Here is a 13,761-nt window from a genome sequence, read left to right on the forward strand (position 1 = left end):
GATTATTGTATTTTATTTATCAATTCATTAACAACAGCATTAGCAACATTCTTTGCATTAGTACATCCAGAAGATTTGAGTTGTCTTTTTATCTTCATAACTAAAATGTTGCGAATATTCTCTTTTGTATCCCAGTCCGGAAACGTTATAATATCTAATATGATATTCTTAATTTCGGGCTTTGCTTTTTTTACTACAATATTTTTGTTTAATATGGTTTGAATCATTTCCTCTGAAACTTCTTTCTTGGGATTCACTTTAGAAATATCGTCAACTTTTGATTGATGTTCATACTTAACAAAAAAATCACTATCAGATGTAACCCATTTGGAACCAACTCTTTTTATGTGGGACATCTGATGCTCTAACTCTGGGAATAATGTGCTTTCGTTTATGTTGACAAAGTCAAGTTCGTCTAATATGCTATATTTTGCATCTCCAGAAATTAAGATATGATTTTTATCAATTTCATCATTTAAATTCCGTATGCTTTTTGATACTTTACTATTCCAAATATCATTTTCATCAATAATAATCTTGATTGCTCCAGTAATTAGAAATGCACCACTTTGACGTATTAAACGGGTATTACTATAACTAGGCATTACAAAGATTGAATCTTGAATTAAATCAATAAAAGATTCAGGGGCATAGTTTTCTTTTATGTCCAGCCTATCTTTCAAATTTCTTAATGTAGTACCACTTGTTATGTTCATTTTTGCTAGAGATGATAGAATTTTTGCTTTGAGAGATTTCTCATGTTCTTCATAACCTTGGCATATATATACAATTCCATCGCAACATACATCATTACTATCTTTATCTTTTGTTATTTCAGAGGAAGAACAAGCAAAATATAGAGCAACCAAAGGATTCATAGTGACATCTAATAGTCGAGTGGGAAGGCCATAATGCTGCAATTTTGTGAGTTCTTCAAAAGAGGAACTACATTCTTTAAACTCATGGGGAACACGAGCCATTGCTGTTTGGATAATCTTAGATTCAGCAGATACGAGTGAATTTCTAAAGATGCTTGGCCTGATATCCCATGAAGAATCACTTTGTCCCCGAAAATAAAGAGTCTCAGATTTCCCCTCATTTAGAATGCGTTCTCGAAAATCTGTAATCTCATTTATATATTCAGACAAGGAGCTTATTTTATGAAAATTGTCTTGTATATCTAGGACTATCTGAGTATTATCCATTGTGATATCCTCCTAATTTAAAATTATCATTTATCCGGCGGTTGAGCTCTATTTTGGAGTCGAGGGAGGAAAGGATAGAAGCTATTTGTTGTTGTATTACTAAATCAGGTAATAAAATATTTTCCTTTTTCACCATTGGCACAGTTATTTGAGGAATAGCTGACCCATCTCCCGATAATCTTCTATTTTTAAGATAGTAATAAATGAATTTGGTGTCTGCCAATTTGTTAGTTATCAACGTAATTAATCTTACAATTGGCACGAATGGCTTTTCTCTGAATGCAACAAATCCAACACCTGCGCCTCTTGCTGCTATAGTTACAGCCGGTACTGACACAGCCGCTTTGTCGCAATAGCCATACAATCCTTCATTTTCAGTTGAATTAGCATATATAGGGATATTATGCACGGGGGTTTGATGTTTTGATGTGTTATATTTGGCAGCATCACCTCCAGCAAATATCTGTTCACATATATCTTCAATTTTATATTGTTTCCACTGTTCCATAAATGAGAATTTAGCTGTGTAAATCGTTAATTTTTAACTCACCAGACATAAGTTTGGAAAGCAAAGTATTCCGAACTTCTTCTAATTTTCTATTTTCTATTTTCTTTGATGTTGACTCCTCAAATATGGGCTTAAATATTTTATCTAAATTTTCCAATGTAGTTTTATTTGGAATTATTACCTCTGAACTAACTAATTCAGAGCGTTTTATATGTCCCATTGTTACGGCTTTATCTTTTGCTACTCGAATAAATTTGTCTAAATGATGATTAGTCCAGAAATAAATGAACCATTGAGGATATAATTCAGAATTAACTTTAAACAAATGTTGATTAAGTCCGCATGTTCCTCCACACCAAGTGTCAATCATTAATGTGCCAGACCAAGAGAAAATTATATCTCCATCGTTAACAATATATTCGGAACGAATAGAGGGAGAACACAAATCGCTACTAATATCGCAAAATCCTTGTCCCAGTTCTTTTATTTTTAGAACCGGAATCCCTATTTCTCCATAGGATGGACGATATTTTTGCATTGCTAATCCATTCAGGTAAGTTGCTATCTGAGTAAGATTGCTTTCCGTATAATCACCTAATTTATTACGGTTGTCAATGAAATAGTAATTGAACAACGCTTGTGCCTGCTGCTCTAAATTATCATTTATCCGGCGGTTTAGTTCGATTTTGTCATCAAGAGAGAAAAGAATATCTGCAATACGTTTCTGTTCTCTGAGAGAGGGAAAAGGTATCTCAAATTCTTTTATTTGTTTTGCATTTAGATTTTGCTGTGCTCCACCATTGGCAAGCGATGCGAGGTAGGAATAATTATTGCATAAAGCATAATAAACAAATCTATAATCCGCTTTGGTAGAATCTATAGTTAGATTACAACACGCTTGATTAGTTGTTAGCGGAATCTGAGTGATAGCTGTTTTTCCTGCTGTTGCTCCATACATTGCGACAATTACAGAATTTGAAGGAATCCATTTGGCAGATGAATTATTAAATCCTTCATCTGTTATTGTTTTTTCTGTTTTATAAATGCGGTTGAAATTTATTTCTTTGGTGTTAAGCCAAGGAATATTACCGCCATAGTATTCTGCAATGGTACTCTTGGGAGTGCCACCACTACATATATTTGAGCAAATATGCTGTATTTCTATTTTATTACATTCTTCCATAAATGAGAATTTAGCGGTTCAAATTGTTAATTTCAAGCTCGCCGGACATCAGTTTCGGCAGCAATGTGTCTCTTAATTGCTCTAAATTGCGAATTTCATGCAGGTTTCTTCTTTGCATTGTTCTTAGAAATTGGTCCAATCTTAGGAATTTGTTCCATACCTCATGAGTTGGAATATAGATAACCTTGTTATTTAGGGCTCCCTTATCTAATGCTTGGCCTTCTCTTGCAGCTGTTCCTATTAAATCATTGAAAGAGCTGATATGAGATTCCATATAATATTTCAAATACAAAGGATTGATAATTAATGGATTGACATCATATATGTTGTATGCGGAACTCACACTACCGATTTCATCCATCATTATGCCCCAATTAAGTATTTCACGGCTCATACCAAATACAAGATTATTTTTACGAAGAACTTTGTTTTGGGAGTTAGAATTACTTAATTGCTTTTTATACTTCTCAGAACGTGGAATAATTCCATTATTTGTAACTGAATACTCAGGAAGATTACCAACAAGTACTTTTTCATTAATTGGACTAATAAATGAACTGAAGGACACTATTCTCCACCCTTCCGGTATCATCCCCAGTTCTGATTCCACAAATTTTCCATTCTTGAACGGTTCGAAATCCACGAACCAAGCCTTGAATAACGCCTGTGCCTGCTGCTCTAAATTATCATTTCTGTATCTATTTTGCGGTACAGAATGATAATTAGTATAATATGTACTATTCCTATTTAGCATACTAATTTATAAATTTACGATGAGATAGTTTTACATTGTTTTGATTCACCATAGCATAGTGCATTGTGGTGTCAATCTTTACATGACCAAGTAGTCGTTGTACTTGTTCTACAGGCATCCCCTTATCTATAGCCATTGTAGCCAATGTCCTTCGGAATTTGTGTGGATGTACACGTACAATCTTACATTGTTTACCAATTTTACGTAACCTTGTTTCTACTCCTGATATTTCAAGCCGGTTATGTGGCTTTGCTAAAGAGACGAACAAAGCCTTGTTACGGTCTTTTCGAGCTGCGAGATACTGCTCAAGATGAATTTTAGCACGCGCATTGAAATAGACAATTCTTTCTTTGTTCCCCTTACCAAATACGATACACTCTCGTTCGTTAAAATTGATATCCTCACGATTAAGTTTAACTAATTCACCAACACGCATTCCTGTAGATGCTAATAGGTCAATGATTGCAAGATCACGTGGCTCTTTACAGTTGTCACGCAAATGCTCTATATTTTCATCTGTTAAAACCGCTTTGATTTGTGTACCTGTTTTTACTTTATGTATTCTTCGAATAGGGCTTTTCAGAATATAGTCCTCTTCTTCGAGCCAAGCAAAGAATGATGAAAAGATGCGGCGAATATTGTCAATAGTTACTTTGCTTGATTTATTCTTGCGTTGAAATACTGCAAGGTAGGCACGAATATCCTCAGTCGTATAATTCACAACCTTTTTAGGCATCTTCTTGAAAAGCTGTTTGATGGTAGAACTATAATACTTAATGGTAGGAGTTGTGCATCCTTCCACTTGCTTGGCGGACAGAAAAACTTCCAGTAGACGGTCGTTTGTCGCAATATCTTCATGCGTCTTCTCCCCATCTTCTGCAATAGTGTATTTACTTATTATTTGAAGTAATATACCATTAAGTTGAGCTTGTTGTTCTATATCTAAAACATCTGCCATAGCGTTGCTAATCTCTTGAATTAATTTTTCTTTCATATTTCTTATTTGTTAGTAATGTACTAAACCAAGAATACGAAAGACAATTTATTTAATCCTAAATCCGATGCTACCCAATTGTTTACGTATTTCTTCTTCCAAATCATGTGATTGAGCAAACAAGCCTGATAGCTCGGTAGTAAGTCGTTCCATCTTCTCTTCAAATGGTTCACCATCGTCTTCCGTATCAGCTATACCGACATATCTACCGGGAGTAAGAATATAATCTTGTTTAGATACTTCATCTAAACTTACTGCGGCACAGAATCCTTTTTCATTTTCTAATGTACCGTTATTAAACTGATTGAAAGTATCTGCTATTTTTAGAATATCATCTTCAGTCAGTTCCCGTAGTTTACGAGATACCATAGTGCCCATATTACGAGCATCAACAAACAATATCTTTCCTGTCTGCTTTTTTGCACGGTTTAAGAACCATAGCGATACCGGTATTCCTGTCGTATAAAATAACTGTGAAGGCATAGCTACTATACCTTCTACAAGGTCGGCTTTTATGATATTTTCCCTAATGGTACCTTCACCTCCGGTTTGTGATGATAAGGAACCGTTTGCAAGGACCATACCTATTTGTCCGTTTGGAGAAAGGTGGTAAATCATGTGTTGAAGCCATGCAAAGTTGGCATTACCTGCCGGAGGGATACCATATTTCCAACGTGCATCATCTTGCAATTTATCAGCACCCCAATCACTCATATTAAAAGGAGGGTTAGCTAAGACAAAGTCTGCCTTTAGAGTAGGATGCTGGTCATCAAAGAATGTGTCGGCATTGAATTTGCCTAAATCAGCTTCTATACCACGAATAGCAAGATTCATTTGTGCCATTTTCCATGTTGTGGGATTGCTATCTTGCCCAAACACAGATATATTGTTAATATTACCCTGATGTCGTTCGATGAATTTTGCAGATTGCACAAACATACCACCAGAGCCACAAGCTGGATCATAAACTCTACCTTTATAAGGTTGTAATACCTCTACAAGTGTACGGACAATGCAAGCAGGGGTGTAAAATTCTCCAGCTAACTTACCTTCGGCTTCTGCAAATTTAGAAAGACAGTATTCATAAGCACGACCAAGAATGTCTTTGCTATCCCCATGTTCCTTCATGGAAATATTAGTAAATAGATCAACGACATCTCCTAATCTTCGTTTATCTAGTTCTGGGCGAGCAAAGTTCTTAGGTAGAATACCTTTCAAGCGGGTGTTCTCTTTCTCTATAAGGCGCATAGCTTCATCTATTACAGTACCAATTTCCGGGGTATGAGCAGATTTGGAGATAGTCTCCCACCTTGCTTCTTTGGGAACAAAGAAAATATTTTCTGATGTATATTCGTCTTTGTCCTCTTCAAAACCATCGCCCTCATCAATCAAAGAATGATACTTTGCTTCAAATCTATCTGATATATATTTTAAAAATATTAAACCTAACACAACTGATTTATATTCAGAAGCATCCATGTTGCCTCTTAACAAATCCGCTGCTTTCCAAATATCTCTTTCAAATCCTATTTCTGCTGAATTAGCCATATTATACTATTGTTTCTTATTACTTTCGATTAAATCCTTTACATCAACGTTTAATACCTTTGCTATTTCGAAGAGTTGTTCCAAGCTAGGTTGGCGGCGGTTGCAAACGTAGGCATTGGTTTGACTGAAGCTTTTGCCTATTTTTTCTGCGAGCCATGTTTGCTTAATTCCTTTTTCTTCGAGGACTTCTTTTATTCGGTTCATATCAATTAAATATTGATGTTTTCTTTTATTTGGCTATAAAGATATGAAATATTCCGCTATATAATAACGAAAAGATGAAGACTTTTTATTTTCTCCATCTTTTCAACTCATTGACTATCTACTTTTTTTGTTTAATTTTGTCTGCTTCCTGTCGCAGTTGTTCGGCTTGTGCCTCTTTGAGCCGGGCTTGTTCAAGGTCTCGGGCTCGCTGCTCTACACGTTGTTCATGCTCTTCGACCATCCGACGTAGCGAGTGTTGCTTCTGTTTATCAGGCTTATACTCAAAGATGGTTTCGAGCTTCAGCAGGTTTTTAGGGGTGATTTCGCCAAATGCTTTGATGTAACGGAACTTAATATCGTTATTACTCAAACGGCTGTTTGCTGAGAACTGATAGATGTTGCAACTCATAGAACAGAGTAGTGCTACGCCAAGCGAGACCAATGTAATGACTACCTTTGACGATTTTAACTCTATGGAATGAAGATGCTTCTGAACGGGTAGGGGCTTATCCTTCTGTTTCTCTAACTTCTGCTGAAATTCATGTAATTGTTCTTGTTGTTTCTGGAATCCTTCTTTGATAAGTTCATTAGTTTCAGTCACATGGTTTTCTAATTCTGATAGGTTCGCCTGCGGTATAATTGGCAGTACAGACTGATCGGATTTGACATTAGCCAGAGATTCAACCAATTTCGAAAGGCTACTAAACTGTTCTGAGGTTAACTTTTTCAAGTCCTCGAACATGGAAATGATAATTTTTATATCCATATTTTTTTGTTTTTAGATTGTTATCTTCTTATTCCTTTTTTCTTTTTCTTCCGTTGCATTTGGCGACGGAAAGCTTCTTCTTCGGGATCGTAAGCAGGACTAGGTGTAAGTATCCCATCAAATAATCCACCTATGCCACTTAGCAAACTATCAGAGTCAGGAGAGGTAAATCCCTGTTGAGATTTCTGTGAAGGTGGCTGGATGTTTGTCTCTTGCTTCTGATCTGCATGAATATTTCGTTGTAATGCAAAGTCTATCTTTGAAAAGCTGAACTGTTGGTCTACCTTTGAGCCGTTGAAATGGTAGCCGTTCTTGCTGAACTTGATGCCTTGTGGCTCATTGGTTCCACTCTTCATCTTAAATTCAACAGTGATGTCTTCACTATTCAATCGTTCCAATAACTCTCTCCAGTTTCTACATTGAGGAACAGTTGTTTTCAGAGCATCGTAAATCTCATACTTGGTTTTATCAGGTTCTTTTAGACGATGCAATTTTACTTGCTCCTTACCGCTTGCGAAGTATAGTTTGTACTTGGCGGTTAGCTCTTTGCATATCTTTTCACTACGAAAACGATCGTTTTGGTCGGAGATGGTGCGTCCGTTGTTATCCACACGATTAAAGGCTATATGTAGATGTGGGTGCTCCTTATCGTGATGTCTGCCAATGATGTACTGTGTGCTTACTATACCCATACGGTTCATATAGTTGTGTGCAATCTGTGTCATCACTTCATCGGTTAGCTTGGCTCGGTCTTGTGCTGAGAAGTCCAACGAGATGTGTCCCACAGGCTTGCTTACTCGTGGGTTTAGTTCTCGTTGAGCCTCGAAGCTTTGAACAATAGAGTCCAAGTTCTTTAGGCGTACACCATCGGAATTCAATAAATTAGTCTGTTTCGCCGGGTCGAGAATGTATTTTACTACACCGCCAAAGGTTGTTCCTTTTACTATTTTTGCCATCATTGTTGTATCAGGTTTAACAGGTGATCAATCTTGTCGGCTAAGTACAGGTATTCCATTCGAGCATCCGGATAACTTGCCGCATTTGCTTTGTGTGCAATCTGATTCAGGTTGTTTGCCATGCCTGATAGTTTGCGAATATGTTCCATCCATTCGGGTGAAAGCCGTTGCCGTATTTCAGCCTTTAGGATCACAACTCTGATAAAATCGCATGGTGAAATTCCTGCTTCCGATGCACGTGTCTTGAGTGTGTAATACTCCTCAGTATTCATCTTAAGGTTCACCCGATAGGTGCGTTTCTCTATCAATGATTTGGTGGGTCTTCCACCTTTATTGTATACTTTCATACGTTGATTTTTTTATTCAATTTTGTAGACCAACGGGATTAAGACAAGGTTTTGGGACACCCAAAACATAAACTTGCTATCTCAAAATCTACGATTTTACTTAAAGCTTGAATCCTTTTCTCTTTGCGGTGGAAATAGGTCGTACAGATTCTTCGATGAGCTTCAAATTCAACTCTTTTATCAGCAAATTGAGAGCTGGATTCTTTGCGATCATACCTTGTAAAATAGCTTGCGGTCGTTTCATCTCCAATAAGAAATCGGCGATGTCGAATCCATTTTCCCGTTGTTCCGGGGTGGCATTCTTCTCCAAATAGTCGAAGAGTTTGACGGTAATTCCTATTCGCTGCATTGTGGTAATTCGGGCCACCCAGTCATCGGTGGCTCCCAAGTCTGGAAAGAGTACGACGTTTCTGCCTTTAAGAACACTGAGATTCTCCTCACGGAAACAGCCATTCTTGCCACCCGAAGCGATCCATAAATATTGTGGCAGATAAGAACTGGCGATAAGGGCACTCTTCTCACTTTCTACAATGGCCACGGACTTTGTACTCTCTTTAGACAATAGGTGCTCGCCAAAGAAACATTGTTTCAGATTAAAGCCATCCTTATGAAGAATGGAGTGTACCCATGTGATATGATTGTGAGGCTCTTTAATACGCCTACCTGTTGCTGGGTTATATAGAATAATTTTTCCTGTGCGCACTTTGCCGTGTGTGTCTGTCTGCCAAAATACGGTTGAACCCTGCCAATGGTTGGCCGTTCCTACTTGATAAAGCTTCATTAGTCGCAATGATTCATCCTCACCAAACTGAGTAGATAGGAATTGGAACAGTTTGTTTTCTTTGTAATGGCTCATTGACCGTTCTACTAGAGTTCCGTCTATATAGCTTGTTGGTGATGGAGGTGGAGTCGGGCGGAACAAACGTTCACGCACTTGTGACTGTTCGCTTTGTTCAGGATTCTGTTCAAAGTATGTTTTGGGTGTGAGGTGGTAACCACATTTCTGTTCACGGTTGCACCGCCCGACGTATTCGGGAAAGGAGATTACTCCCTCCGTATCAACATATCGGGAAAAACATCTTTTGTGCTTGCACTCTGGACAGGTGTGTCGGGAGGCAATACTTTTGTATGGTTCTAATATAAATCTGTGTGTCATTGATTCTTTTTTTAGTGCATTTTCGACATTTTCTGCATTTTGGTTTCTCAAAATGTGAATAGTGTGGATAATGCGGTTATACTTTTCTGTATTCTCCGTGACGGTCTTTTTGGAAAAGACTTCCAGTGTGTTTACTCAGAAATTCTTTGAAAGCTCGCTCTTTCATTCCTTGACAGCCTGCTACCTCTATGCCTTGCGCAGTGGTGAAAAGTTCCGGGAGTTGAAATAGAATGGATTGCTGTTGAACCGTAAGAGCCGTTTCGTTCATTAGGTTTTGCACCCTGGTAGCCGTTTGTTTGAAATATTCTGTTAGCAGAATCGCTCGTTGAACGGTTTCCGTGTCTACCTGATCTTTGCCACATTCCCCGCAGAGCCAACGGGTTATCTGTATCACCAAGCAAAAGCGAATGATATAGATTTCCAGTTTACAATATATTCCTAAAAGCATTTCATTGCTGAGATTATCGCATAGGTCTGCGTGGTTATGCTGCCATTTATACAATAGTCTGCGAGCTTCTTCGCTGAAGGTAACGATTGAAGGATGAATCTCATTGTTCTCATCAAATGAGCACTCTATGTTGATAAGTCCATTTAGTAGTGTATGCCATTGAACTTCTAAATCGGGAGAAATATCTTTCTCGTTCCATCGAGCCTTTTGCTGAATGGCGGGCATGATGAACAGGATACGGTCGATAAATCCGTTGCTTGACCGGTCGCCATGAGCTAAATCGCTGAGAATCTTTTTCTGGATGGTGCCGATCACCGGAATGAATGGACGGGTGATGAAAACGGAACTTTTAGCATTCTTTCTATCGGAAATAACAGTCTTGGCACTGAATACCGACAGCCAGAACTGTTCTTCCGAACCATTATTATAACGGTTGAAGTTTTTAAACCATGCCGAAAGTTCGTCCGACCAGAGGCAAAGCCCACGTTTATTCTGTGCATGGATATAACTCAATCCTTCGGGTGTAATGTCCGAAACCAGAAAGCGTTTGCGGATTGGTTCTTGTGGAAACTCCTCCGCACCAGCATCCTGACGCTCTTTTTTACTCATAGATATATCTTGCTCATACTTAGCATACAGCTTCCCAAATTCCAGATTTTGCTGATAGTCGAAGTTAATAAAGGGCTTCATGGCAAAGCTGAGGGGATGGCTTTTGTTTGCACCCGGTCGGCCGACCAATGCTACAAACAAAATGGCACTCTCTACCCAACCTTGTTTCATTTGGACAAGGTGGGTATTGCCTATTCCTGCTGCAATGGCAGTCAGGATAGAGGCGGCCGTATAATCAATAGGATAACTTTGACACTCATACACCTCGTGTATAATTTGCTGAATCTTAGATGGAAATATCTCAACTGGGAATTCTGCGCCTGCAAAAGACATATTCATTCCCATTGCTTGATTGATAATTCCTTCGGGAGTTATTGATTTCTTTTCCATAACTCTGACGGATTAAAGGTTAAAGCCTGATTTGGGTTTGCGACGTATTCCGTTTTGCATCGAAGCCAGCATTTGCTCGTAGTTCTGTTGTGAAGTATTCTTCCGACCGTTTTCTATCCATGCCAGTAATTCATCCTCATAAAAATAGAGCTGCTTCCCTTTTTTATAAGAAGGTAGCAATCCTTTACGCACAAGGGCATAGACGGTAGGTTTGGCTTTTTGGATAATACGGCAAGCATCGTCAATGCCAACTAGTAGATGCTTTTCTGATTGCGGTGGCTGAAGCTCTGACACCAACTGTTTTAACTCTGCGACCTGTTCGGTCAGATAAGTTATCGCTTGCGGTAACTTATCAAAAGTGATTTCTTGTTTACACATAAACTCTTGATTTTAATAGTTCGTGTGCAAAGAAAACTGGTGATTTTATGGTGAAATTAGTCACCAAGATATAACTGATCAATAACTTATCAGTGGTAATTGTTATTGTTTATCAACGGGTTAAATCTAAAAAAAAGGCGACCACGTGCGGTGATCACCTGAATGTTGTGTAGAAAGTATAATTTATAGTTCCTCTTTGATTTTGATAATGCAAGTTCCCTCTGCTCTGAGTTTTCGCTTGATAGTTGAAATTTCGCTATCTTTCAACTCTTTGGCGAAAATGTACTTGATGAAAGTAGCCGTCTCAATGCCCGATTTCTTGAATTGGTTACCAATATTCCAACCGAAGTGCATCAGGTCAATGGATTTTAGTTTGGCATCAACGGTAACGGGCGTTTTTATCTGTTCACACTCTTGTTCTGTTGCGAATTGAAAAGCACGGATATGCTCGCAAATCTGTTGCAAATCTTTCTCGGTCATATACAATGCCATCTCTTGTCCCGTATAGGATAGAACCTTTTCCAAAGTTTGTACCTGCTCTTGCGCAAATTTATATTGTGCGGCTTGTTTATATTCTCCATAGTTAAGCACGGCAGGCTCCTCCTGCTCTTGTTCTTGTGGTGTTTCTACAAGCGGTTCTACTACAATTTCGGGCTCTAAGTGTGGGTATTTCTTTCTGAAAATCCGCTCTACCACAGGCAAAAGAGAATCATTCAATATGGATTGGAAACTAAAATAGAAACCACCAAGTAATAGGCAAGTCACGAAAAAGATCATAAGACCTGAGAACTCATCCATTTTGAGTTCTGTTACTGCAAACATACGGGCTATCACAGCAATACTCAATATTGATGCACATAAGAAAGAATCTATAATAATGTAGTCGATTCTCTTAGCTGTCATATTAATCAATAGTTATCATTTGTGCGCAAATATATGCTAATAACTTATTGATTCCAAAATGTTTGTGCAATTGTCCGCATTTGGCGTTGATATGGTAGCGTTTGTCCACATTGTGGGATAAATAACTATTCGTTTTGCCAAAGAATTAGATGTACTCTTTAATTCTATAACTAAAGGTACTTCCAAATAATTCCATTTCGCTGTTCACTATCCCTAGTTTGGTAGCCAATATTTTCCAATCTCTTACGGCTGTTACAACTTCAGTGATAATTTTTGTGGCTACGTCTTGAGGTAGCATATAGTCTTCACAAGCATCTAATAGAATTTCTAAGTCTGCTTTGTTGGAAGACTTAGAAATAAGTAGACTCTGATATTCATTCAGCGTTGGATTCATATCGTAAGCAGGGGATAGTGTCCAACCTTTAGATGTGAGCAGAAAACCGTGATTGCGGAAGTGATCATCGGAGTTACCGATGCAAATGTTAAAAGCTACACGACGGTATAGCTCTTGAAGGTTCTTGTTTACCTCAGTGCAATGTTGAAGTATGAAGTCCACCATATCTAAGTAACCGTTTCCGGTGCTTGCGTTAGCACCGTCCGCAAGTCCAAGTAATGTCATAGCAGAGGCAAAATGTATTCGCTTTCCGTCATCGGTTCTATCAAAACGACGTGATAAGAGTGTGTGGTACTTGTCGCTTGTGGAAATTACTTGTGTAGATGCTGCATTGATCTCTGCTTTCTTAGCCAATAGATGGCAGAAGTGTTCCCAAAGCCCTGCGTTGTAATCATCTTTGCGAGAGGGAAATTTGGCAACATATAACACTTTATCCGTATCGACTACGCTGGCTTTCGGTCTGGCTCCACCTAATGACGAGCCGGGTTGTACTAAGTGAGTGAGCCACTTCTTATCAGGTAGTTTGTTTTCCTCTTCGCTTTTTTCAACCTCCCCACTGGCATGAATCAATTCACGGATGCTGGTTAATGGTGGTATGCGTAGCGTATTGCTTGAGTTGATAAAATCGCCATTGGGTGTTTCTTTAAACCGAAATCCTCCCATGCGAGATGAATCATCAATTCCCAGTAGATAATCAAATGAGGATAAGCGGCGGATAGGACGTTTCTCTTCGGAAGCCAAGATCTGCTCTCTACGATTGAGTAGAGTACGTCCCCAGCGGTCGGGCAAGGCATCGGAGAAGCATCCGAAAATATCTTTCTCAGGTTGTGTGTATTGCAGTCCTTTGTAGTTATTCAGGTCTGCACTAATAAATAGGTTGCCATATCGCTTCAGCCATTCATCATCGAATTTGAAAGCGTAACTATCTGAACCACGAAGGGATTCATAGCTTAGCTCTCCGATAAGTTCAATATCTTTCAGCCAATCAAAGTCGGCATATACCAGCAGCTTTTTCATT

The 13,761-nt window shown here is 38.5% G+C and carries 15 protein-coding genes; all 15 read right to left on the bottom strand.

Annotation, left to right across the window (positions count from 1 at the left end):
* Window positions 1-2: 2 nt before the first annotated feature.
* Complete coding sequence (locus DWW10_RS04045; protein WP_118420884.1) at window positions 3-1,205, bottom strand: FRG domain-containing protein; 1,203 nt, start codon at window positions 1,203-1,205, stop codon at window positions 3-5.
* Window positions 1,198-1,713 (bottom strand): restriction endonuclease subunit S, encoded by a 516-nt coding sequence (locus tag DWW10_RS04050; RefSeq protein ID WP_118420885.1) that lies wholly within the window; start codon window positions 1,711-1,713, stop codon window positions 1,198-1,200. The genes DWW10_RS04045 and DWW10_RS04050 overlap by 8 nt, the downstream gene beginning before the upstream one ends.
* A 10-nt stretch (window positions 1,714-1,723) precedes the next feature.
* Window positions 1,724-2,896: a restriction endonuclease subunit S gene (locus DWW10_RS26320; protein WP_118420886.1), complete on the bottom strand. Its 1,173-nt coding sequence runs from the start codon at window positions 2,894-2,896 to the stop codon at window positions 1,724-1,726.
* 10 nt (window positions 2,897-2,906) lie between these two features.
* Window positions 2,907-3,650 (bottom strand): restriction endonuclease subunit S domain-containing protein, encoded by a 744-nt coding sequence (locus DWW10_RS04060; protein WP_118420887.1) that lies wholly within the window; start codon window positions 3,648-3,650, stop codon window positions 2,907-2,909.
* Window position 3,651: 1 nt separating this feature from the next.
* Complete coding sequence (gene xerA, locus DWW10_RS04065) at window positions 3,652-4,644, bottom strand: site-specific tyrosine recombinase/integron integrase (protein ID WP_118420888.1); 993 nt, start codon at window positions 4,642-4,644, stop codon at window positions 3,652-3,654.
* Between the two features lie 48 nt (window positions 4,645-4,692).
* A complete protein-coding gene (locus DWW10_RS04070) occupies window positions 4,693-6,192 on the bottom strand; it encodes a class I SAM-dependent DNA methyltransferase (RefSeq protein WP_118420889.1) in 1,500 nt (499 codons plus the stop codon).
* A 6-nt stretch (window positions 6,193-6,198) separates the two neighbouring features.
* Window positions 6,199-6,396, bottom strand: a complete 198-nt coding sequence (locus DWW10_RS04075; RefSeq protein WP_118420890.1) for a helix-turn-helix transcriptional regulator — start codon at window positions 6,394-6,396, stop codon at window positions 6,199-6,201.
* 118 nt (window positions 6,397-6,514) lie between these two features.
* On the bottom strand, window positions 6,515-7,162 hold the full coding sequence (locus tag DWW10_RS04080; RefSeq protein ID WP_118420891.1) for a hypothetical protein: 648 nt from the start codon (window positions 7,160-7,162) through the stop codon (window positions 6,515-6,517).
* Window positions 7,163-7,182: 20 nt separating this feature from the next.
* Window positions 7,183-8,121, bottom strand: coding sequence for a relaxase/mobilization nuclease domain-containing protein (locus DWW10_RS04085; protein WP_118420892.1), 939 nt, complete (start codon window positions 8,119-8,121; stop codon window positions 7,183-7,185).
* Complete coding sequence (locus DWW10_RS04090) at window positions 8,118-8,465, bottom strand: MobC family plasmid mobilization relaxosome protein (RefSeq protein ID WP_118420893.1); 348 nt, start codon at window positions 8,463-8,465, stop codon at window positions 8,118-8,120. The genes DWW10_RS04085 and DWW10_RS04090 overlap by 4 nt, the downstream gene beginning before the upstream one ends.
* Window positions 8,466-8,565: 100 nt before the next feature.
* Window positions 8,566-9,621: a DUF6371 domain-containing protein gene (locus DWW10_RS04095; protein WP_118421013.1), complete on the bottom strand. Its 1,056-nt coding sequence runs from the start codon at window positions 9,619-9,621 to the stop codon at window positions 8,566-8,568.
* Between the two features lie 76 nt (window positions 9,622-9,697).
* Window positions 9,698-11,068, bottom strand: coding sequence for a DUF3987 domain-containing protein (locus tag DWW10_RS04100; RefSeq protein WP_118420894.1), 1,371 nt, complete (start codon window positions 11,066-11,068; stop codon window positions 9,698-9,700).
* A 12-nt stretch (window positions 11,069-11,080) separates the two neighbouring features.
* Entirely contained in the window at window positions 11,081-11,446 is a 366-nt protein-coding gene (locus tag DWW10_RS04105; protein WP_118420895.1) for a helix-turn-helix domain-containing protein, read from the bottom strand.
* A 183-nt stretch (window positions 11,447-11,629) separates the two neighbouring features.
* Window positions 11,630-12,349 carry a hypothetical protein gene (locus tag DWW10_RS04110; protein WP_118420896.1) on the bottom strand — a complete coding sequence of 240 codons (720 nt, stop codon included), beginning with the start codon at window positions 12,347-12,349 and terminating at the stop codon, window positions 11,630-11,632.
* Window positions 12,350-12,494: 145 nt separating this feature from the next.
* Window positions 12,495-13,760 carry a type II toxin-antitoxin system HipA family toxin gene (locus DWW10_RS04115; protein ID WP_118420897.1) on the bottom strand — a complete coding sequence of 422 codons (1,266 nt, stop codon included), beginning with the start codon at window positions 13,758-13,760 and terminating at the stop codon, window positions 12,495-12,497.
* Window position 13,761: the final 1 nt, after the last annotated feature.

Origin of the sequence: Bacteroides intestinalis (genome assembly GCF_003464595.1) — a bacterium.
Classification (GTDB): Bacteria; Bacteroidota; Bacteroidia; order Bacteroidales; family Bacteroidaceae; genus Bacteroides; species Bacteroides intestinalis_A.